The organism is Arthrobacter sp. 10N410 (assembly GCF_056394945.1).
Genome location: NZ_JBFTIP010000008.1, coordinates 17551 through 38614 on the forward strand (window position 1 = coordinate 17551; position 21064 = coordinate 38614).

Genomic DNA, 21064 nt, shown 5'->3' on the forward strand with positions numbered 1-21064 from the left:
CTGAACTATGCCGACCAGACTTCCCGGCGCACCAGATCCCAGTCTACTTGCCTACGGCATCGTGCTGAATCGTTCCGCCTGTGACTTGGCACCCTGGACGATGATCTGGTCCTCCTCATAGAGGACCGTTTGCGCCGTGGTGTGGCCCCAGATCCCGCCGGGGCGCTTGACGGCCACCACGGTCACGCCGAATTTCTCCCGCAGTCCCACGACCCCGAGCGGGCGGTCCCGGACGATAGCCGGAGGGCCCGTCCGGATCATCACAAAATCGTCCTCGAATTCCACGTAGTCGAGGATGGAGCCGAGGACCAGGTGGGCCACCCGCCTGCCCATGTCATGCTCAGGCCGGATCACGTGCTCGACGCCGAGCTGGGCGAGGATTTCGGCGTGCGGCTCGCTGATTGCCTTCGCCCAGATCTGCGGGCGCTGGAATTTCAGCAGCCGCGAGGTGGTCAGGATGCTGGCTTCAATGTCGGAGCCGATGCCCACCACCGCGCGGTCAAACTCGTGCACGGACAGCTGGCGCAGCACCTCCTCCTTAGTCGAATCGGCCCTGACCACATGGGTGAGGCGCCCGTTGAAGGACTGGACAATTTCCTCGCTGGCGTCCACCCCGAGGACCTCGGTCCCCTGGGCCTCGAGCTCCAGGGCCAGGGAGCCGCCGAAGCGGCCGAGCCCAATGACCACCACCGAGGACGCCTTGGTGCTGGCGGCCGCAGTGCGGGCGGCAAAAATGTTCTTAGCCAATGAGCGGCCTTTCCTTGGGGAATTCGTAAAGCAGGGGCCGTTCGCGCAACGCGAGGGCGGCGCCGAGGGTCACCGGCCCCAGCCTGCCGACGAACATTAGCAGGATCAGGACCAGCTGGCCGGCCGGCGGCATGGCGGCGGTGATGCCCGTGGACAGGCCCACTGTCGCGAAGGCGGAGACAACTTCGAAAAGGATCCGCTCCTGGCCAAAGTCGGTAATGAGCATCAGGAACATGGTGGATCCGACCACCAGGGCGATCGCGAGGAGCACCACGGTGATCGCCTGGCGGTGGACGGCCCGGGAGAGCCGTTTCCCGAAGATGTTCACGGCCGTGCCGCCCTGGAGTTCGGTGCTGAGGATGAAGAAGAGCACGGCGAAGGTGGTGATCTTCAAGCCGCCGGCGGTTCCGGCCGGGCCACCGCCGATGAACATCAGGATGTCCATGCCGAGCCAGGACACGGGATGCATCTGCGAGATGTCGATGCTGTTGAAGCCGGCGGTGCGGGTGATGGCGGACTGGAAGAAGCCGGCGAGCACGCGGTCACCGGCCGGCAGCGCGCCGAGTGTGGCCGGGTTGGTCCACTCCACCGCGGTCAGGAAAACGGTCCCGCCGGTGAGTAGCACCGCCGAGCCGACCAGGACCAGTTTCGTGTTCATGCCCCAGAAGATCGGGCGCCGGTACTGCCGGACCAGTTCAAAGAGGACAGGGAAACCAAGGCCGCCGATGATCACCGCCGCGGCAATCGGAAGGCACACCCAGGGGTCGCCGACGAACCCCATCAGGTTGTCCGAATACAGGGCGAAGCCGGCGTTGTTAAAGGCTGACACCGCATGGAAGATGCCACGCCATACGGCCTCGCCGGGCGGGTAGCCGTAGCCGGCCATGAAGCGGGCCGCGAGAATCACGGCCAACAGCGCTTCCACGATCAGGCTGATGCCGAGGACCCCCACCAGCACCCCGCGGACGTCGCCGAAACCGGTGCTTTTGGTCTCCGCGGCGGCGGACAACCGGGATTTCAGGCCCAGCCGACGGGCGGTCAGGACCCCGAGCAGGGTGCCGAAGGACATCACGCCGAACCCGCCGATCTGGATCAGCATCAGGATGACCACCTGGCCGAAGCCGCTCCAGAACACGGGCGTGTCCACGGTGCTCAGGCCTGTCACGCAAACGGCTGAGGTGGCCGTGAAGAGGGCTTCCAGGAAGGTGGCCCCGCCGTCGCCGGTCTTCGCCACCGGCAGGGACAGCAGTCCGGTCCCCGCGGCGACGGCGCCGGCAAAGCCCAGGACGATCACCTGGGCGGGATGGCTGGGCGCGAAGGCGCGCGCGAACCTGGTGAAGCCCGCCACGGGGGCACGGAGCACCGCGGGAACTTTCACATGCATGGGGCCACGCTATCACCGGCGCCGGGCTGCTTCGCCGGGCCCTTTCGGGCGGCCGCTCCCGGGGGCCGCCTCGGCCGGTTCAGCCCAGCAGTTGCTGCACGAGCTCGCGGCATTTCCGGTAGGCGGCCGCCTTCGGGTCGATCAGCGCGAAGTGGTCGCCGGGGACCTTGAGGAACTGGACCGGGGCGCCGCAGGCCTTGGCCGCGGCCGAGTAGGCCTCGGACTGGCTCATCGGCACAGTATCGTCCTCGGTGGTGTGCACGGCGTACACCGGAACCCGCAGCGGCACGGCGCTCATCGGGTCGGCGAACTTATGCCGTTTGGGGTATTTTTCCGAGGAACCGCCCAGGAAGTTGCTCACCGCGCCGTTGCTCAGGTTGAGCCGCTCCGCCTCGGCCAGGTTCAGCAGCCCGGACTGGCTGACGACACCGGTAAGGTGCACCGCGCCGTCGTCGTCCTTGCGCTGCAGCTGGCGGTCCGCGTCCGGGGCGCCGAGCTGGCCAAGCCGGCTGCGGCCGGCCGCCCAGACGGCCAGGTGCCCGCCGGCGGAGTGGCCGAGCGCGACGACGCGGTCCAGGCCGAGGCCGTGTTCGTCGGCGATGTCGCGCAGCTTGTCGATTCCGGCGAGGATGTCCGCGAAAGTGTGCGGCCAGCCTCCGCCGTTGCCGGCCCGCCGGTACTCCAGGTTCCAGGCGGCCACGCCGTGCGCAGCGAGGTCCTTGGCCAGCGGTTCGCCGAGTTCGGCGCCGTACTGCGAACGCCAATAGCCGCCGTGGATCACCACGACCACGCCCCTGGGCTCGGCCGCGTCCGGGAGGAAGAGTTCCCCCCACTGGCTCGGGTCGTCGCCGTAGTGGTACTTCTGCCGCTTCACTGTGTCCTCCTTGGGGCCCGGTGAACAGGCAGCGACCGCCCCCAGTGTCGCCGCCGCTGCGGCCGCCAATAGAGTCCGACGCCGCACATCAGCCATCTGCAGAGCCTACCTTGGGCGCCGCGCGGCGCCGTTGAAGCCGGCGCTGTATTGCCGCCACACGGTGACGGGCCGGGCTGGCTGTCACAGCTGCGCCGTAAGCTAGGCCCATGGCTAGCAACTGGGAGCGCCTTGACCCCGCGCTGCGCGAATCCGTGCAGGACAACGTGGAACTCTATGAGCGGGTCCGTCCTGCCCTGAAACTGGTCACCCGCGAAGTGCTGCTGACGCTGCGTGCCATGCTCAAGGGCACGGAGGTGACACCGCTGTTCGTGACCGGCCGGACCAAGACGGTGGAGTCGTTCCGCGAGAAGATTTCCCGCATTGAGGAACCGCTGGAGCCGGGCGGGCCGCCGGTGCTGAAATTTCCGGACCCGTTCCGCACGCTCAATGACATGGTCGGCATCCGCGTCATCACCAAGCTCCCGGCCGAAAACGCCGTCGTCGCCAACCTGATCAAGCGCCAGCGCCAGCTCTTCGACTGCCGGGGCGACCGCGAGAAGGACATCGGCTCGATCGAGTCCGGAACCTACGGCTACTCCAGCCGGCACCTGATCCTGCGGACCATCCAGAATGATGCCGTCAAGGAGTACCAGCAGGCCTTCAACCCAGAGGCGCAGCCCAACGGCAGCTACTTCTTCGAATGCCAGATCCGGACGGTCTTCGCGCACGCCTGGAGCGAAATTGAGCACGACATCCGGTTCAAGGCCGAGGATCCGCGGGCATGGACCCCGCATTTCGACCGCCAGTTCACCGCCACGGCCGCCATGTTGGAGACCGTGGAGGGCGCCTTCGCGGACCTGCATGAGCGCTACGAGGAGGTCCGCAGCTACTGGGACATGGACGGCGAGGGCGCCGCGCAGCTCACCCCGAACCGGATCCGGGACGTCTGGCGGACACTGCTGCCGCACGTGGACCGCAAGGTCGACGACGACTGGGGCTGGGCCGCCGAGTTGATGGCCGCGCACGGCTTGAACCAGACCGTGCAGCTCGCGGGCCTGCTCAGCGCCAACCGGATCACCGAGGTCCGTAAGGCCCTGGACCACCGCTACTCCCCCGGCCCAGACCGGCTGCTGGACGACCTGCTGCTGTGGCAGTACGGAACGGCGCACATCGACCTCACCGCGGAACCGGCCGACGCCGTCCCGCACCCGCGGCGCGACAGCCTGCTGCGCCGGCTCAAGCAGATCGAGCGCTACCGGCTGACGCAGGGCTAGGGCTGGGGAATCGGCGCCTCGCCGATGCGTTTGCGGCTTAGGAAACTGCCCCGCCAAAGCGCCTGACGTAGCGACGCTGCCAGGGCGTCTCCACGGCGGTGCGCCGGTAGTTCCGCCGCACGAAGGCGACAGCTTCGGCGGGCGGGACGCCGTCGAGCACCGCGATGCAGGCAAGAGCGGTGCCGGTCCTGCCCCGGCCTGCCCAGCAGGCCACCTCGACCCGCTCCGTCTCCGCGCGCCGCCACGCCTCCCGGAAGGCGTCTAGGGCATCGGCGTCGTCGGCGGGAACATGCAGGTCCCGCCAGCGGACCCAGCGGGAGTCCCACTCCGTCGGATGCGGGCGACTGCCCAGCAGGTACAAGCCGAATTCGGGCCGTGGACCGGACGGGAACGGCGCCAGCAGGCCCCGGCCACGGATCAGGCGTCCGGAAGGAAGACTGAGCACACCGGGTTGACCCGGTTCCCATGTCTGCGCCATAGTCCCGAGCGTAGCCCCTCCCGGTACCCGGTTGAAGGACCCCAAATTAGGGCCAGACGGGTCTGGCGGTAACCGATCCCGGTCCTTAGAGTGGCCGGAACTCAAGAACCGCTGAAGGGAATCCAAGGATGTCATTCCAGGCGTACCTCGACACGATCGAGGACAAGACCGGGCTTACTCCCCGCCAGCTCCTCGAGCTCGCCCGGCAGAAGGGCTTCGCGGACGCGCCCGCGCAGGCCGGGGAGATCCTCGACTGGCTGAAGACGGATTACGGGCTGGGCCGCGGCCACGGGATGGCACTCGTCCACGTCATCCGGCAGGGCCCCGGCATCAGCAGCAAGCACGTTGGCGCCACCGGCGCGCACAGCGACGAGTCTGACACGCTCTGGCTCGACGGGAAGGCGTCCAAGCCGTCCTCGTAGCGCCCGGTTCCTAGTGCCCGGCGCCGAGTTTGCCGCCGAGGCGTTCGCGCATGTGGACGCTGGCGTCGTTGAGGCCGACGACCAACACGTCCTTGCCGTGTTGGTGGTACTTCTCGGTGATGGCGTCCAGCGCCGCGATGGTGGAGGCATCCCACAGATGTGAGGCATGCAGGTCGATGACCACGCGCTGGGGGTCCAAGGCGTACTCGAACTGGGTATAGAGGTCGTTTGAGGAAGCGAAGAAGAGTTCCCCGTCGACCCGGTAGGTGGCGACGGGGCCGCCGTCGACCTCTGCCACGGTGCGGTGCACGGTAACGAAGTGAGCGACCCGGCGGGCAAACATCACCATCGCGACCAGCACCCCGACGCCGACGCCGATCGCCAGGTTGTGGGTGGCGACGGTGACGATGACGGTGGCGACCATGACGGCGGTTTCGCTCTTGGGCATCATTTTCAGGGTCCGCGGACGGATACTGTGCCAGTCGAAGGTGGCCACGGAGACGAAAATCATCACAGCAACGAGCGCGGCCATCGGGATCAGCGAGACGATGCCGCCCAAGGCCACCACCAGGATCAGCAGGAAGACACCGGCCAGGAAGGTGGAGATCCGGGTGCGGGCGCCGGAGGCCTTCACGTTGATCATGGTCTGGCCGATCATTGCGCAGCCACCCATGCCGCCGAAGAACCCGGTGACGACGTTTGCCACGCCCTGGCCCCAGGCCTCCCGGGTCTTGGGCGAGCGGGTGTCCGTGATGTCATCGACCAGTTTGGCGGTCATCAGGGATTCGAGCAGCCCCACGAAGGCCATGGCGAGGGCGAAAGGGAAGATAATTTGCAGGGTCTCGAGCGTGAAAGGCACGTTCGGGATGAAGAGCGCGGGCAGCGAATCGGGCAGTGCGCCCTTGTCCCCCACGGTAGGGACGGCGACGGCGGCGAACACCGTGATGAGCGTCAGCGCCACGATAGCGACCAGCGGGGCAGGGACTGCCTTGGTGAGCTTGGGCAGCCCGAACACGATCAGCAGCCCCAGCGCCGTCAACGGGTAGACCAGCCACGGGACGCCGATCAACTCCGGCAACTGCGAGAGGAAAATCAGGATGGCCAGCGCATTGACGAAGCCCACCATCACCGAGCGCGGGATGAAGCGCATCAGCTTGGCAACCCCGGAGAGTCCCAGGATGATCTGGAACAGGCCGGCCAGGATCACCGCGGCGACTAGGTAGTCCAGCCCATGGGACTTCACCAGCGGGGCGATCACCAGGGCGACGGCTCCGGTCGCAGCCGAAATCATTGCCGGCCGGCCGCCGACGAAGGAGATGGTGACGGCCATGGTGAAGGACGCGAAGAGCCCGATTCGCGGATCGACGCCGGCGATAATCGAGAAGGCGATCGCCTCCGGGATCAGGGCCAGCGCGACGACGAGTCCGCCCAGGACCTCTGTCTTCAGCCGCCGAGGGGACAGCAGGGCGCCCCGGACCGATTGCAGCTGTTCGGGAGTGAAGGCCGGGGAATTCCCGGCGGTTTTGACGGCCATCGCTGGCTCCGTTCAGGGTCAGGAGGCGCGGCAGGGCCCCTCAGTTGCGAAGAATGCGGGGGCGCAGCACTGCGCCGGCAGGGAGCGGGACCGGCCTTGGCGGTCGCACCACTCCCCACAAACTCTACCCTAACGTGATGGTAGAGTTTCAACCGGACGAAGGAAGGGGCCCCATTGACGGACGCGAGCCGCAGCACCATGCACATCGGCGAACTGGCAGAACGCACCGGACTGTCCTTGCGGACTATTCGCCATTACGACGACGTCGGGCTGCTCCCCGCGACGGCCCGCACCGGGGGCGGCTTCCGGGTCTATTCCGAGTCTGACGCCGCGCGCCTGATGCTGATCAAGCAAATGAAACCGCTGGGCTTCTCCCTCGAGGAGATGGCCGAAATCCTGGGCCTGCTAAGTACGGAGGCCGCCGGCCCCGCTGACACTGCTGGCGCCGACGCCCGGCTGGCTGAATTCCTGGAACGGGCCGAACACCAGCGCGCCAAGATGGCCCGCAACCTGCGCCAGGCGGAGGAGTTCATCGCCATGCTGGGCCAGCGAACCCCGTCGCCTAACCCCGCTAGCCCGGCACCGGGGCTTTAAATCTGACATACTCGTCCGCCGATTGGTCATAAAGTGGCCGCATGGCGGACGCTGGTGGCACCATGCTTGGATGCTTGAGGCAACCAAATCCCCACAGTCCGCACCGGAGTCCCGCACTGACGCGGCCACCCCGGTCAATCCGGCCCTCGCCGCCGAGGCGAAGATCGCCCGCATTGCGGTCAGCGTTTTCCCGCTCCTGGTGGTGGTGGCCGGCGTCGCCAGTTTCCTCCTGCCGGGCGCCTTCAAACCGCTCGCTCCGAGCGTGCCGTACCTGCTCGGCATCATCATGTTCTGCATGGGCCTGACCCTGACCCCGCCGGACTTCGCCTCCGTGGCGAAGCGCCCCTGGGCCGTGGTGCTGGGCATCGTGGCGCACTACGTCATCATGCCCGGCGCCGGGTGGCTGATCGCCCAGGCACTGCACCTTGAGCCGGAACTCGCCGTCGGCCTGATCCTGGTCGGCTGCGCCCCGTCGGGCACGGCGTCGAACGTGATGGCGTTCCTGGCCAAGGGCGATGTGGCCCTCTCGGTGGCCGTCGCCTCCGTGTCCACGCTGATCGCCCCGATCGTCACACCTTTGCTGGTGCTCTTCCTGGCCGGGTCCTACCTTCAGATCGACGCCGCAGGCATGGTGCTGGACATCGTCAAAACCGTGCTGCTGCCGGTAATCGCCGGCCTGCTGGCCCGCCTGTTCCTGAAGAAGGTCGTCGCCAAGGTGCTTCCGGCGCTGCCCTGGGCCTCCGCCGTCGTCATTTCGCTGATTGTGGCAATCGTCGTGGCGGGCAGTGCGAACAAGATCGTGGCCGCCGGCGGCATCGTCTTCCTCGCCGTGGTGCTGCACAACGGCTTCGGCCTGGGCCTGGGCTACCTGGCCGGAAAGCTCGGACGCCTGGACGACAAGGCCCGCCGCGCCCTGGCCTTCGAGGTGGGAATGCAGAATTCCGGCCTCGCGGCGACGCTGGCCACGGCCCACTTCAGCCCGCTGGCGGCCCTGCCGTCGGCCGTGTTCTCGCTCTGGCACAACATCTCCGGCGCCATCGTGGCCGCCTGGCTGGCCCGGCGCCCGCTGCGCGAGGCCTGATTCCCGCCGGGGCCCTTCCCGGTTCACATCGATTGCTCCGGCAGCCGTTCCGTGACGCGGCGCTAAATCTGCCTTGCGGTGGAAGCTCGGGGTCAGCAGGATGAAGTAGACCGGATTCAATGCACGGCAGGGAGGTGGAACTCGCTCATGGACGACCAGTACACAACTGAACGGGACAGCTTCGGCAGGCTGCTGGCGGACCGGCAGGTCTGGCGGCAGGCCACCACGATCCCAGCAGCCGGCGAACTGACGGCACGCTGGCTGGAGGGCCGGAGCCAGTACCAGCCCGGAACGTTCACCCCCGGCATCGATGCGGAGACGGAGGCGATCGCCGGCCAGCTGGCGGCACTCAACCGGAACGGGCTGTTCACCAAGGAGTCGCAGCCCGGGCTCCGCGAGGGCGGCAACGTCCAGCGGGCCTACGTGACGGGCTACTGCACCCCGGAGTCGGCGGGCAGCCTTCTGGACCTCTCCTCGCGGACGGAACTGGTGACGGTGGCACACGCCCCGGGGGAAATGAGCCGCGCCTCGATTCCCGTGACACTGCAGGACGCCGAGATCGTTACCGTGCTGGGCACCAGCGAAAGCCCGATCGAAGCGGACCAGCTCAAAGACTGGTCCGCCGAGGCCAACGAATCGCTGGCGCTGGTGCTGGCCGAGTCCTGGTACGTCGAGATTTTCGACCCCGTCTGGGGCCGGGACGGTGTGCTGCTGGCTGCCGTGCTGGACGCACTGGCACAAAGCTGACGACGGCGGCTGCCTCAGCCGATGCTGGCTGCCTCGTCGAGCGTGCGCGATTCGAAGTGCTCCAGCATCTCGCGCATTGCGTCCACCCCCTGGGTGAAGGTGGCTGATGCCCGCCACTGTTCAATCTGTTCGAGTGATTCCCAGGGGCCGGTGCTGATGAACCGGTTCCTGACGTCATGGTCGTGCATCAGCACGGCCTTGGTGTTGGGATAGTCCTCCTGCGTTTTCCTCGCCAAATCCCGCCAGGCCTGGACAAAATCATTCTCGCGTCCCGGGTGGACCAGCCAGATTCCAAGCGTGTAGACAGACATGGCTGCCGCCTTCCATTCTCCGTACGGGGTTGATACCGCCGATTATGTTCCCGGGACGCGCGTGGCGGTAGGGCCGGACTGCCCGGCGGTGCGGCCGAAAGCTCGGAAGGCGGCCCGCTCGACGGACGAGCATGCCCAGCCCTGAGCGCCGGGGTTGGACATAGTGGCACTATGTCCACCCGCCGGCTCGGGAGGTGGGCATGTCCCGCGGCTACCCGATCAGCGCCAGCACCGCTCCGGCCGTGACCACGCCGCCGGCTTCGGCCCGGACGTCGGTCACCGTTCCGTCCCGGTGTGCGGCAACCTGGGTTTCCATCTTCATCGCTTCGAGCACGACGACGGGTTCCCCCGCCGCGACCTCGGCCCCCGGCGCGACGAGCCACTTCACCACGGTCCCGGCCATGTGGGCCCGCAGTTCCCCCGGATCCGCGGGCGCGGCAACGCCGCCGTCGGACGCGGTCCCCGGTGAGCCCTCCAGCGAGCCCCCAAGCGAAACTCCGCCAGGCAGCGCCCGGCCGGACCGCGCCCAGCCGTCCAGCAAATCCGCCGGCAGCCCGACGGCGAGCCGCTTGCCGTCGACCTCGACCGTGATGGTGCGGCGTTCGCCGTCGGGCGCAGTGGTGCTGTAGCCGGGGTCGGCCGGAATCCGGTCAGCGAAGTCGGTTTCGATCCAGCGGGTGTGGATTCCCAGCCCGGCCTCGGAGGTGAAGTCCGGGGACTCCAGCACGGCCCGGTGGAACGGCAGCACGGTGGCCACCCCGGTGATGCTGAGCTCCGCGAGGGCGCGGCGGGCGCGGCGCAGGGCCTGCTGCCGGTCCGCGCCGGTGACGATCAGCTTGGCCAGCAGCGAGTCGAACTGCGGCGGGACAAACGAGCCGGAGCGGACGCCGGAGTCGAGCCGGACCCCAGGGCCGGTGGGGCCGGAGAACCCGGTCACGGTGCCCGGCGAGGGGAGGAAGCCGCGGCCCACGTCCTCGGCGTTGAGCCGGAATTCGAAGGAGTGGCCGCGGGGTGCCGGGTCCCCGGTGAGGCGCAGCGGCTCCCCGGCCGCGATGCGGAACTGCTCCTGCACCAGGTCGATCCCGGTGGTTTCCTCGGTGATGGGGTGCTCCACCTGCAGGCGGGTGTTGACCTCCAGAAAGGCGACCGTGCCGTCGGCGGCGACGAGGAATTCCACCGTGCCGGCGCCGGAGTAGCGGGCTTCCCGGCAGACCGCCTTGGACGCCTGGTAGATCTGCTCGGTCTGCGCCTCCGTGAGGAAAGGTGCGGGGGCTTCCTCGACGAGTTTCTGGTGCCTGCGCTGCAGCGAGCAGTCGCGGGTCCCGACGACGACGACGTTCCCGTGGGTGTCCGCCAGGACCTGGGCCTCGACGTGGCGCGGCCGGTCGAGGTAGCGCTCCACGAAGCACTCGCCGCGGCCGAAGGCGGCGACCGCCTCGCGGACGGCGGAGTCGAAGGCCTCCTCGATTTCGTCGAGCGCGCGGACCACCTTCATGCCGCGGCCGCCGCCGCCGAAGGCCGCCTTGATCGCGATCGGCAGTCCGTGCTGCTCGGCAAAGGCGCGGGCCTCGGCGGCGGAACCGACCGGACCGTCGCTGCCGGCCACGAGGGGTGCCCCGGCGCGGACGGCGGTTTCGCGGGCGGTGATCTTGTTGCCAAGCAGCCGGATGGCGTCGGGCGCGGGCCCGATCCAGGTCAGTCCGGCGTCGAGGACGGCCTGGGCGAACTCGGCGTTTTCGGACAGGAAGCCGTAGCCGGGGTGGATGGCGTCGGCGCCGGATTCGGCGGCCGCGGCCAGCAGTTTGGGGATGTTCAGGTAGGTGTCGGCGGGCGAATTGCCGCCCAGGGCGAAGGCCTCGGCCGCGGCGGAAACGTGCACCGCATCGGCATCGATGTCCGCGTAGACGGCGACGGACGCCAGCTGGGCGTCGTCGCAGGCCCGGGCGATCCGGACGGCGATTTCGCCGCGGTTGGCGATCAGGACCTTGCGCATCAGTTACTCACTTCTTCGTCGGGGGCTTGTTCGGCGGGGATGTCGGCGGGGCTGTGGTCGGAGGTGGCGGGGCCGGTGGTGCCGGAGTCCGCCCAGCGGAAGCGGATGGTCCCGCCGATCGGGACCTGCGCGGCGAGGTCCAGTTGCGAGTCGACGACGACGGCGATCACGGGGTAGCCGCCGGTGATGGGGTGGTCGGCGAGGAAGAGCACCGGCAGGCCTTCGGGCGGGACCTGCAGCGCACCCGCGACGGTCCCTTCGCTGGCCAGCTCCCCGTCCCGGGTGCGCTGCAGCGGTGTTCCGTCGAGCCGCATGCCCACCCGGTTGGACTGCGGCTTGACCAGCCACTCCTGGGCGGTAAGCGACTCCAGCGCCTCGGCGTCGAACCAGTCAGCGCGCGGGCCGGGGACGACGTCGAGCACGGTCACCCCGGTGCCGGGGAACTCGGGCTGCAGTTCCGGGTGGCCGACGACGCCGGACTCGGAGTCGCCGCCGGAGGCCAGGAGCTGCCGCGCGGTCAGCGGCGCCGGGCCGATCCCGGACATCGTGTCGGTGGAGCGGCTGCCGAGGACCGGGGCGGCATCCACGCCGCCGCGGACCGCGAGGTAGCTGCGGAAGCCGCTCTCCGGCGCGCCGATGCTGAGCGTCTCGCCGTCAAGCAGGGCGAACGGGGTGGCCATCGGCACGGTACGGCGGTCGGGCTCCGCGTCAGGGCGGCCCGGGGTGGTGATGGCCAGTTCCGACGGCGCCCCGGCGACGGCCAGGACCTGGTCCCCGACGGCCTGGACCGTGAGCCCGCCGGCGGCGGTCTCGATCGCCACTGTCTCAATACCGGCTGCGCCGGGCGCGTTCCCGACCAGCCGGTTGGCGCGGCGCAGCGAGGCGCGGTCCAGGGCTCCGGCGGCGGAGACAGCCAGTCCGGAGTGGCCGTGGCGTCCGAGGTCCTGGATCAGGCTCTGCAGGCCGGGCGAGACGATCCGGAGTCCCGAAGTCACCTCCGGCGCGGGGGTCTCGGGCTGCGGTTCCGGGGCAAGCGCCACCGTCTCCCGGACCGCGCGGAACTGGATCCGGTGGCCGGGCGCGGCCAGGGCGGGCTGCTCGCGGTCCAGGTCCCACATCCGGGCGGCGGTGTGGCCGATCAGCTGCCAGCCGCCGGGTGAGCGGCGCGGGTACACGGCCGAGTACGTTCCGGCCAGCGCCACGGCACCTGCGGGAACGGCGGTGCGCGGGGAACTGCGGCGGGGAACGTTGAGGACTTCGTTCTCCCCGACGAGGTAGCCGAATCCCGGGGCGAAGCCGGCGAAGGCCACCGTCCACTGCTGGCGGCAATGGGCGGCGATCACGCCCTCGATCCCGAGCCCGGTCAGCTCCGCCACTTCGGCGAGGTCCGCGCCGTCGTACACGGTGTCGATGACCACGAGGCCGCCGTCGCGCTGCACCGGGGCGGTGAGGTCGAGCTGCAGCAGCTGCGCGGCGATCCGGCGGGCGGCGACGGGCGAGTCGGCCGTAACCATGACGGTTTCGGCGGCGGCGAGCACGTCCAGTTGCCCGGGCAACGGGTGCTCAAGGAGCAGCGCCTGCAGCGCCAGCACGCCTTCGGTGCCGGTGAGTTCTGCGAGCACCGCGCGGGTGCCCACCGCCCGCACCGCGTTCACTTTGTGGACGGCCGCCTGCCGCGCTGCCACCGTTTCCATTGCTGTCTCCATCATTGCCGCCGTCTCCAGGGTCCGCGCCGTTTAGGCGCGGGCTTCCTGCAGCAGCCGCTCTTCCTCGGCTGTCTGCGGGTTCCGGCCGATCGCCAGGCCTACCACCGTCACCACGGCGGAGACCGCGAGGTAGCCCGCGATCAGGAACCAGTTGCCGGTGGCGGCGTAGAGCGCCGTAAAGACCAGCGGGGCAATGGCGCCGCCGATCACGCCGGCGAGGGTGTAGGCCAGCGAGCTGCCGGCGTAGCGCAGCCGGGCCGGGAACTGCTCGGTGATGTAGGCGGCCTGCGGGCCGTACATGAACGCGTGGAAGGCAAGGCCGATTACGACGCCGATGGTGAGCATCAGCACGGACTTGCCTTGGATCATCAGGAAGAACAGCGGGATGTAGAGGGCCGTGCCAACGGCGGCGATGCCGTAGACGAGGCGCCGGTTGAAGCGGTCCGTCAGCGCGCCGGCGGCCGGGATCAGGGCGAGCTGGAAAGCCGAGCCGATCAGGATGGCGCCGAGGACGTTGCCGGTGGTCATGCCCAGCTGCTTGGTGGCATAGAGGGCGACGAAGACAGTGAAGAGGGAGTAGAGCACGTCGGGGCAGATGCGGGACAGGGCGGCTGCCAGCAGCGCGCGGGGTTCCTTGGTGAAGACCTCTTTGATGGGGGCCTTGGGGGCCTCGCCGTGGGCCTGGATGGCCTTGAAGACGGGGGTTTCTTCGAGCTTGAGTCGGATCAGGAGGCCGAAGACCACCAGCAGGGCGGAGGCCAGGAAGGCCACGCGCCAGCCCCAGGACAGGAACGCCTCGTTACTGAGGGTTGCCGCGAGGAGGGCCAGCACACCGTTGGCCATCAGGTTGCCGGCCGGCGGGCCGATCTGGGCTGCCGAGGACCAGAAGCCGCGCTTGCGGGCGTCGCCGAATTCGCTGGAGAGCAGGACGGCTCCGCCCCATTCGCCGCCGACGCCGATGCCCTGCGCCAGGCGCAGCAGCACCAGGATCGCCGGAGCCGCGACGCCGATCGCGGAGTAGTCGGGGAGGGCGCCAATGAGCACCGTGGCGACGCCGATAAGCATCAGTGTGACCACCAGGACGTGCTTGCGGCCGATCTTGTCGCCGAGCCGGCCGAAGATGACGCCGCCGATCGGGCGGGCCAGGTAGCCGACGGCGAAGGTGGAGAAGGACAGCAACAGGCCGACCAGCTCGTCGCCCACCGGGAAGAAGATCTTGGGGAAGATCAGCGCCGACGCCACGGAGTAGATCGCGAAGTCGTAGTACTCCAGCGAGGTGCCGGTGAGGCTTGCGATGTAGGCCTTGAGGGCGCCAGGGGGCAGGTTCCTCTTGCCGGGCCTCTTGCCGGGCCTCTTGCCGGGCCTCTTGCTTGCGGCCGGGGCGGCCTGGTGCGGTGCGGTCATGATGTTCCTCCAGATGCGGGTGCTGCCTGTGCTGGGTGGGTGTGCTGAAGTCGCGCCGGGCTCAAGACGCAGCGCCGGTGAGGCTGTTGGTGTTCCTAGATGAATGAGGCGGTGCCGATGCCGGCAGCGCTAAGCGCTTCGCGAACCGCGGCTGCCATGGCTACGGCTCCCGGGGAGTCGCCGTGGACGCAGATGCTTTCGGCCCGGATTTTCAGGATGGAGCCATCGATGGTGCGGACGGCTGAATCGGTGGCCATCCGGAGGACATGTTCGGTGACCTCGGTGTGGTCGTGCAGCACGGCTCCGGGGAGGGTGCGGGAAACCAGGGTGCCGTCGCGGTTGTAGGCGCGGTCCGCGAAGGCTTCGGTGACCGCCCGGATCCCGGCCGCCTCTGCCAGGCGAAGCACTTCCGAGCCCGGCAGGCCCAGGATGGGCAGGTTCGGATCCACGGACTTCACCGCGTCGACGACGGCCCGCGCCTGCGCGGTGTGCGCGACGATCGCGTTGTACAGGCCGCCGTGCGGCTTGACGTAGCTGACCTGGCCGCCTTCCGCGGCGGCCAGGGCCTGCAGCGCACCGATCTGGTAGACGACGTCGTCCGCCAGCTCGTTCGGATCGATGTCGAGGAAGCGGCGGCCGAAGCCGGCCAGGTCGCGGTAGCCGACGTGGGCGCCGATCCTGACGCCGGCGGCGACCGCCTCGCGGCAGGTCCGCCGGATGACGCTGGGGTCTCCGGCGTGGAAGCCGCAGGCCACATTGGCGCTCGAAACGGAGCGGAACATTGCTGTGTCGTCACCGAGGCTCCAGCGTCCGTAAGACTCGCCGACGTCGCTGTTCAGGTCGATGGTGTTTAGCCCGGTGTGTGCCATTTGTGATCCTCGTCTCAGTGCTTGGCCCCCTCTTAGGATGCACTATCCCGTCGGATTGTTCAACAATCCGACGATTCCTGTTTTGGACAATCGTGTACATTCGGCACTATGACGACTTCCGAAGCCGGCCCGCGCGCCCTGGCGGCCGCGGCGCGGCTGCGCATCGCCGTCCCCTCCGTGGCGGACCGGGTCGCGGCCGAACTCCGCCAGCAACTGGCCGACGGAGTGCTGCTGCCGGGCACCCGGCTGACCGAGTCGACGATTGCCGAAGACCTGGGCGTCTCACGCAACACCGTGCGGGAGGCCTTCGCCGAACTGGCCGCGGAGCGCCTGGTGGTCCGGCAGCCCAACCGCGGAGTGTTCGTGGCCAGCCTGGCCCCCGGCGACATCCACGATGTGTACACGGTGCGGCGCGCCGTCGAGGTCGCAGCCCTGCGCGGCGGAGGCACTCCGGAGCGGGTGGCCGCGGTCCGTGCCGCGGTCGAGGAAGGCAAGGCCGCGGCGGCCGCCGACGACGAGGAGGCTCTGGGCACCGCCAACCAGCACTTCCACCGCGCGATCGTGGCGCTGGCTGGCAGCCGCCGACTGGACACGATCATGTCGCAGGTTCTCGCCGAGATGCGGCTGTTCTTCCACAAGGCCACCGTGGACGCGCACTTCTACCGGAGCTACCTCGACGACAACGAGCACATCTGCGCCGCACTCGAAGCCGGCGAGCCTGACCGCGCAGCGGAGCTCCTGCTGGCCTACCTCGACCGCTCGGAACAGAAGCAGAGCGCCGTCCACGGCGCGTGAGGTCCCCGGGCGGCGGCCGTCAGGCGGATGTCACAGGCATTCGTCCACGATCTTGCCGGCCACTCCGCCAATGATGGTGCCAAGCCCGGCACCAGCGGCCCCCCCGAGGATGCCGCCGATCGCGGCGCCCGCCCCCGCCAGGGTCTCCTGCCAGTTCCCGCCGGACTTTTTGTAGACAACGCCGGTGCTGCCTCCGCCACCGTCCTCCGTAACGTCGCCGGACAGATAGGAGCCAGCCGACGCCGATGCGAAGGCGAGCGCTACCGGGCTGGCACCTGGTTGCAGGAGCAATTGGTCATAGGATTTCCGGACCTCGTGGTACGCCGCGGATGCCTCCTTCTTGCCGGAGCTGGCGGCAAATCCTTCCTCACAAATCCGGACCAGGACCGGGAGGTCCGCTTCAGTGATCAGCCCCATCTCCAGGAGCTTGTCCAGGATGATTTTGGTTGCCTTCAGCCGGTCGCCTTTGGCCTCCCGCATGATGCGTGCGGTCTCCCGTGAAACCGCGAACTGCAGGTCTCCTGCACCGACTCCCAGCACCTGCTTTTTGTCCAACATTGTGCCCACCTCCATCAACTAGCGTCCTGCAAGTGCGCACAGGTTACGCCCGGCCCGGATGAACCGGAAGACCTTGCGGATTGCCGGGTGGGCCCGGCCGGGCGGAGCATTCTTGCTAGGCTGGCGGGATGAATCGACGCCTCGCCGCCCTGTCCGCCGCATCACTCATGATCGTGCTTTCCGGCTGCGGCCAGGTGCAGCAGGCCGCCGAGAAGGCCGTCAACGACGGCGCTTCCCAGGTCGCGACCGCGGCCGGCAGCGAGATCAAGAAGCAGGCCTGCTCCCTCGTGGCGGACGGCCTGGTCAGCGTCCAGGACAAGAAGGCCCTTGGCGGCCTGGTGGCCGGCGCCCAGGGCGCCGGAGTGCCTGCGGAGATCACCACCCCGCTGAAGCAGATCGCGGATTCGGGCGACCAGGTGCCGGCCGATTCGGTCAAGGCCCTACAGGACGCCTGCGCCAAGTAGCTGGCAGTTGTTGCGAGCCAGCTGGGTGGGCTGGCTAGCGCTTTCCCTTTTTCCGGGATCCTTTGCCGCGGCCCTTGTCCGGGTTCGGCGCGTACCGTTGCGCCACCTTGGGTTTCTTGACTGCGGGCCCGCGCCGGTCCGGCTTCGGCTCGCGCTTGGGTTTCTCCTGCTGGGCCGAGGGCTGCCGGGAACTGGCCGCGGTGCGGCCGCGGACGATCCCGATGAACTCCTCGATCACCGCATCCGTTGAATCGCTGGGCCAGGCCAGGGCGATTTCGGTCGTTGGCGCGCCGGTAAGCTTCCGGGCCACCGTGTCCTTGACGTTGAAGTGCCGCGCCACAGACATCGGCAGGATGGCCAGCCCGGCACCGGTGGCCACCACCTGCAGCGCCTGTTCGGGTCCGCCAAGGGCAGCCACATCGAGGAACGTCTCGGCGGCCAGGTCAGCCAACGCGACCTCCTCGAACACGGAGATCTCATGGCCCTTCGGCGCCACCACCACGGGTTGCTCTTCGTAGAGCGGGATGACGCTCAGGCCCTCGCGCTCCACCGGCAGGCGGACGAAACTCAGGTCCGCCGAACCGTCGCGCAGCACCGCGAGCTGGGCGCCCTCGTCGGACATGAACGAGTGCAGCGGAACATCGGGCATCCGCTCTTCCCAGCGTCGGATCCATTTACCGGGAGTCACGCCGGCAACATACGCGAACCTCAGTTCCCGGCTCTCGGGTACCGATTCGTCGTGGGGCTGGGCTGTTTCTTCTTCTGCGGGCACAGGTTCACAGTACCGTCAGTGCCGCAGGAGGCTCCCGCCCCGGTGCCGCTTTGGTCCTGCTTTGATGCCGGTTTGGTGCCCTGCGGGCGCCCCGCCGGATACCCTTGAACCATGACCTCTGCAAACTCCCAGTCCATGAAGCCGGCCACCGTTGCCAAGAAGCTTGGCATCTACCTGCCCGCTACACCCCAGGAGTTCCAGGATTCGGTTATCACCCGCGCTGATTTCGCCGAGCTCCAGGCCAATCCGCCGGAGTGGCTCGCCGAACTGCGCCGCACGGGCCCGCACCCGCGCCCCGTCGTCGCGCAGAAACTCAACGTCTCCATCAGCGGCCTCGCCCGCGGCGGCGTCGAGGAGGCGCTGACGACGGCGGAAATCACCGCGCTGCTGCAGGCCCCCCCGGCCTGGCTGGTCGCCGAGCGCGCCACCCACGCCGCGGTCCGCGCCGAAGCCCAGCGCGTCAAGGACGACGCTGCCAAGAAGGACGCCAAGAAGGCCCGCGCCAAGGCCGAGTAGCCGCTGCCGTTTCGACGGTTCCGCGCCCACTCGACGCCGCTAACCGCGCTGCCGGCAGACAACCGTCGAAACGGCGCTGCCGTCGCTTAGTCCTGGTGCAGCTGGACGTAGTTCCCGCAGCCGTCGTCGAGCACCACGCTCGTACCCCAGGGTCCGTCTGAAGGTTCCGCCTGGAAGATGACACCCTTGGCCGTCAGCCGCTCGTACTCCGCCCGCACGTCCGGTACGCCGAGCACGATCGCGGGCAGACCGGCGTCGTGAACCGCATTCATGTACGCCGCGCCGATAGGGTTGTCGCTGGGCTCCAGCAACAGCCCCGCGGACTCTCCGCCGCCGGGGTCCTTGATGATGTAAAGGTTCTGTTCCGGCAGCGCCATGAGCGTTTCGAACCCCAGGATTCCGGTATAGAACTCGTGGGCCGCCGCCGGGTCCTTGACGTGGATACTGCACATCTTCAGTCGCATGGGCCCTAGGCTACCCGGGACGCACCCCGGTGGGAACCGCGTGGGAACCGGCCATTGACGGCCTGCGCGGGATGGATTCCAATGGAAGCAGCGGAACTGCACCCGCCCGGGACGGGTTCCGCAGGAGGTGCGCCATGCCGTCACTATCAGGCTCCGCCCCGCTGGGGGCGTGGCAGTTCGCGTCCCTTGCCTTCCTCGTCGCGGCCGCGGTGGCCGGCACGGTCTACCTCGTCCGGAAGCACCGGACGTCCGACGGCGGGCTACCGGACGCTGTGTTCTGGGACGGTTTCGCAGGGATCGCGATCGTCGCCCCCGCTGTGCTCCTGCCATCGCTGGTTTCCCCGTGGACCGGGCTCATGCTCGCAGCCGTGGCCGTTATGACGGCTGCTGCCAGCTACCGCTGGACGCCTAGGCTGTTCCGCTGGCAGGAAGCAAGGCGTACCGCCCGGGGCGCCGCAGCCGCCGATGCAGCCGCGGCCATCCGGCACCGCGCGGTCCTCGCACGGTGGCAGCGCTACGAACTGGACCCCGCATTCTGCATCGATTTCCCGGCCATGAGCGATCCGGCCCGGCCGGAAACCGCCGCGATGCTGAAGGCGATGAAGGCGGCCGAACGGCTACGCCACGGATCCGGCCCGGACGGCCAGGCACCCGGCGGCTACAGCACCGCCGTCGACCGGCTGGAACAGGCACTGGCGGAGGCAGAGCGCGCCGCCGGCGCGTTGCGGGTTTCCACTGAAGGGGCACGATGACTGACGTCACGATTATCGGCAGCGGCAACATGGCCCGGGCGATTGGCCTGAGGGCGGTCGCGGCCGGACGCTCCGTCCAGGTCCTGGACCGGAGTCCGGACAACGCCGCCAAGCTTGCGGCGGAGCTGGGTCCGGCTACGACGTCGGGCGGCCTCGGCGATGTGCCCGAGGGCGACATTGTGGTCCTGGCCCTCTACTTCGAACCGGCCAAGGAAGTCGCAACCCACTACGGCGACACGCTCAGCGGCAAGACGGTGATCGAGATCAGCAACCCGGTCAATATGGAAACCGGGGACTCGCTGGAGGTCGAACCGGGGACCTCGGCGGCGGAAGAGATCGCCCGGCTACTGCCCGGAGCCCGGGTGGTGAAGGCCTTCAACACGACGTTCGCGGGCACCCTGGCGGAGGGCTCGGCGAAGGGCATGGCGCTGGATGTCTTTATCGCCTCCGACTCAGAGGCGGCCCGCAATGAGGTGGCGGCCTTTGTCGCCGCGGCAGGACTCCGGCCCCTCCAGGTCGGGGCGTTGCGGCACGCCCGCGAACTGGAGGGGATGCAGCTGCTGGTGATCGGCCTGCAGCTGAACCCTGCCTATGAATCCTTCAATTGGGGGACGGCGCTCAAAATCATCGACTGACAAAATCATCGACTGAGATGATCGGCTGAGCAGCGCCGCCGGCCGGGCCGGCCTAAAGTTCGACCGTACCGCTTTCGCCGACGCTCATCCGGCTGTTGGTGACCTTCGACTTCACCCACTGCAGCACAGTCGCGGCCGTTCCGCCCGGGCTGGTCCAGTACTCGGCCGAATCGGAGTCCACGCGCAGCAGTACCACCTCGGGGGTGTCCGGCCCGTCCGGGAACCATGCCTCTACAGCCTGGTTCCACCGGTCGCGGATGGCCTGCCGGTCCGTGACCACTTCCGCCGTACCGGCCACCGACACCCACTCGGTGCCCTTGCCGAAGGACACATTGACCGCGGGGTTGGCCTTGACGTGTGCCACCTGCGAGGTGCCCTCCGAGGTGAAGAACCACATGTCGCCGTCGTCCTGGACGTCCTGGACGGCCAGCGGGCGGCTGACGAGGGCGCCCTGCTCGTTGATAGTGGTGAACATCCCGATCCGCGAATCGTTAATAATGTCCGTCACCTTGCTGATGTCCTGTGCGTCCGACATGCGCTCACCTCGTCCTTGATCCAACGGAGGAAGGTCCTCCTGCCGCCAGCCTATTGATAAGTGTGCTTACTTTTCAAGGCGCACACGCAGGGCTGGTGGAAGGAGGACCTTCGACT

24 protein-coding genes are annotated in these 21064 nt (G+C 68.6%); 10 read left to right on the forward strand and 14 right to left on the reverse strand.

From position 1 onward, the window contains the following. Positions 1–51: 51 nt before the first annotated feature. From AC1DB8_RS14825 to AC1DB8_RS14835, 3 genes are all read right to left on the reverse strand, one after another. Positions 52–747: a potassium channel family protein gene (locus AC1DB8_RS14825; protein ID WP_476893449.1), complete on the reverse strand. Its 696-nt coding sequence runs from the start codon at positions 745–747 to the stop codon at positions 52–54. Further along, positions 740–2131 carry a TrkH family potassium uptake protein gene (locus AC1DB8_RS14830; protein ID WP_476893450.1) on the reverse strand — a complete coding sequence of 464 codons (1392 nt, stop codon included), beginning with the start codon at positions 2129–2131 and terminating at the stop codon, positions 740–742. Before AC1DB8_RS14830 ends, AC1DB8_RS14825 begins: the two co-directional genes overlap by 8 nt. 79 nt (positions 2132–2210) lie before the next feature. Continuing rightward, on the reverse strand, positions 2211–3005 hold the full coding sequence (locus tag AC1DB8_RS14835) for an alpha/beta hydrolase (RefSeq protein ID WP_476893451.1): 795 nt from the start codon (positions 3003–3005) through the stop codon (positions 2211–2213). A 206-nt stretch (positions 3006–3211) separates the two neighbouring features. On the opposite strand from AC1DB8_RS14835, the gene AC1DB8_RS14840 reads away from it, so the two are divergent. Beyond that, positions 3212–4318, forward strand: coding sequence for a GTP pyrophosphokinase (locus tag AC1DB8_RS14840; protein WP_476893452.1), 1107 nt, complete (start codon positions 3212–3214; stop codon positions 4316–4318). 37 nt (positions 4319–4355) lie between these two features. Here the strand turns inward: AC1DB8_RS14840 and AC1DB8_RS14845 are convergent, their stop codons facing one another. After that, entirely contained in the window at positions 4356–4796 is a 441-nt protein-coding gene (locus tag AC1DB8_RS14845) for a protein-tyrosine phosphatase family protein (protein WP_476893453.1), read from the reverse strand. A gap of 128 nt (positions 4797–4924) precedes the next feature. Between AC1DB8_RS14845 and AC1DB8_RS14850 the strand changes: the two genes are divergently transcribed. Continuing rightward, positions 4925–5218, forward strand: a complete 294-nt coding sequence (locus tag AC1DB8_RS14850) for a DUF4287 domain-containing protein (RefSeq protein ID WP_441419084.1) — start codon at positions 4925–4927, stop codon at positions 5216–5218. Between the two features lie 10 nt (positions 5219–5228). Here the strand turns inward: AC1DB8_RS14850 and AC1DB8_RS14855 are convergent, their stop codons facing one another. Beyond that, entirely contained in the window at positions 5229–6752 is a 1524-nt protein-coding gene (locus AC1DB8_RS14855; RefSeq protein ID WP_476893454.1) for a SulP family inorganic anion transporter, read from the reverse strand. A gap of 198 nt (positions 6753–6950) precedes the next feature. Here AC1DB8_RS14855 and AC1DB8_RS14860 point away from each other — a divergent pair, with 198 nt between their 5' ends. The 3 genes from AC1DB8_RS14860 to AC1DB8_RS14870 all read left to right on the forward strand — a co-directional run bounded on the left by AC1DB8_RS14860 (position 6951) and on the right by AC1DB8_RS14870 (position 9174). After that, a complete protein-coding gene (locus AC1DB8_RS14860) occupies positions 6951–7346 on the forward strand; it encodes a MerR family transcriptional regulator (RefSeq protein ID WP_476893500.1) in 396 nt (131 codons plus the stop codon). 70 nt (positions 7347–7416) lie between these two features. Then, positions 7417–8427, forward strand: coding sequence for a bile acid:sodium symporter family protein (locus tag AC1DB8_RS14865; protein WP_476893455.1), 1011 nt, complete (start codon positions 7417–7419; stop codon positions 8425–8427). A 147-nt stretch (positions 8428–8574) separates the two neighbouring features. Beyond that, positions 8575–9174 carry a DUF6919 domain-containing protein gene (locus tag AC1DB8_RS14870; protein WP_476893456.1) on the forward strand — a complete coding sequence of 200 codons (600 nt, stop codon included), beginning with the start codon at positions 8575–8577 and terminating at the stop codon, positions 9172–9174. A 14-nt stretch (positions 9175–9188) separates the two neighbouring features. On the opposite strand, the gene AC1DB8_RS14875 is transcribed toward AC1DB8_RS14870, so the two are convergent. From AC1DB8_RS14875 to AC1DB8_RS14895, 5 genes are all read right to left on the reverse strand, one after another. Beyond that, positions 9189–9485, reverse strand: a complete 297-nt coding sequence (locus AC1DB8_RS14875; protein ID WP_175322995.1) for an antibiotic biosynthesis monooxygenase family protein — start codon at positions 9483–9485, stop codon at positions 9189–9191. A 211-nt stretch (positions 9486–9696) separates the two neighbouring features. Beyond that, the gene (locus AC1DB8_RS14880) at positions 9697–11478 is read right to left on the reverse strand and encodes an acetyl/propionyl/methylcrotonyl-CoA carboxylase subunit alpha (RefSeq protein WP_476893457.1); all 1782 of its coding nucleotides are present in this window, start codon (positions 11476–11478) and stop codon (positions 9697–9699) included. Continuing rightward, entirely contained in the window at positions 11478–13184 is a 1707-nt protein-coding gene (locus AC1DB8_RS14885; protein ID WP_476893501.1) for a 5-oxoprolinase subunit B/C family protein, read from the reverse strand. Before AC1DB8_RS14885 ends, AC1DB8_RS14880 begins: the two co-directional genes overlap by 1 nt. Positions 13185–13214: 30 nt before the next feature. Further along, positions 13215–14588, reverse strand: a complete 1374-nt coding sequence (locus AC1DB8_RS14890) for an MFS transporter (RefSeq protein WP_476893458.1) — start codon at positions 14586–14588, stop codon at positions 13215–13217. Between the two features lie 95 nt (positions 14589–14683). Next, positions 14684–15457, reverse strand: coding sequence for a LamB/YcsF family protein (locus tag AC1DB8_RS14895; protein WP_476893459.1), 774 nt, complete (start codon positions 15455–15457; stop codon positions 14684–14686). Between the two features lie 108 nt (positions 15458–15565). Between AC1DB8_RS14895 and AC1DB8_RS14900 the strand changes: the two genes are divergently transcribed. Then, positions 15566–16252 (forward strand): GntR family transcriptional regulator, encoded by a 687-nt coding sequence (locus AC1DB8_RS14900; protein WP_441419092.1) that lies wholly within the window; start codon positions 15566–15568, stop codon positions 16250–16252. Positions 16253–16282: 30 nt separating this feature from the next. On the opposite strand, the gene AC1DB8_RS14905 is transcribed toward AC1DB8_RS14900, so the two are convergent. After that, positions 16283–16810: a hypothetical protein gene (locus tag AC1DB8_RS14905; RefSeq protein ID WP_476893460.1), complete on the reverse strand. Its 528-nt coding sequence runs from the start codon at positions 16808–16810 to the stop codon at positions 16283–16285. Positions 16811–16938: 128 nt separating this feature from the next. Here AC1DB8_RS14905 and AC1DB8_RS14910 point away from each other — a divergent pair, with 128 nt between their 5' ends. Beyond that, positions 16939–17274, forward strand: a complete 336-nt coding sequence (locus AC1DB8_RS14910) for a hypothetical protein (protein WP_476893461.1) — start codon at positions 16939–16941, stop codon at positions 17272–17274. A 34-nt stretch (positions 17275–17308) separates the two neighbouring features. Here AC1DB8_RS14910 and AC1DB8_RS14915 read toward each other — a convergent pair whose 3' ends face one another. Then, positions 17309–18046: a LysR family substrate-binding domain-containing protein gene (locus tag AC1DB8_RS14915; protein WP_441419104.1), complete on the reverse strand. Its 738-nt coding sequence runs from the start codon at positions 18044–18046 to the stop codon at positions 17309–17311. 111 nt (positions 18047–18157) lie between these two features. Between AC1DB8_RS14915 and AC1DB8_RS14920 the strand changes: the two genes are divergently transcribed. Next, a complete protein-coding gene (locus tag AC1DB8_RS14920; RefSeq protein WP_476893462.1) occupies positions 18158–18562 on the forward strand; it encodes a DUF5997 family protein in 405 nt (134 codons plus the stop codon). A gap of 86 nt (positions 18563–18648) precedes the next feature. On the opposite strand, the gene AC1DB8_RS14925 is transcribed toward AC1DB8_RS14920, so the two are convergent. Next, a complete protein-coding gene (locus AC1DB8_RS14925; protein ID WP_441419105.1) occupies positions 18649–19026 on the reverse strand; it encodes a VOC family protein in 378 nt (125 codons plus the stop codon). Between the two features lie 134 nt (positions 19027–19160). Between AC1DB8_RS14925 and AC1DB8_RS14930 the strand changes: the two genes are divergently transcribed. After that, the gene (locus AC1DB8_RS14930) at positions 19161–19778 is read left to right on the forward strand and encodes a hypothetical protein (protein WP_476893463.1); all 618 of its coding nucleotides are present in this window, start codon (positions 19161–19163) and stop codon (positions 19776–19778) included. Further along, positions 19775–20413: an NADPH-dependent F420 reductase gene (locus tag AC1DB8_RS14935; protein WP_476893464.1), complete on the forward strand. Its 639-nt coding sequence runs from the start codon at positions 19775–19777 to the stop codon at positions 20411–20413. The genes AC1DB8_RS14930 and AC1DB8_RS14935 overlap by 4 nt, the downstream gene beginning before the upstream one ends. Positions 20414–20465: 52 nt before the next feature. On the opposite strand, the gene AC1DB8_RS14940 is transcribed toward AC1DB8_RS14935, so the two are convergent. Beyond that, positions 20466–20948, reverse strand: a complete 483-nt coding sequence (locus AC1DB8_RS14940) for a pyridoxamine 5'-phosphate oxidase family protein (RefSeq protein WP_441419108.1) — start codon at positions 20946–20948, stop codon at positions 20466–20468. Positions 20949–21064 lie beyond the last annotated feature (116 nt).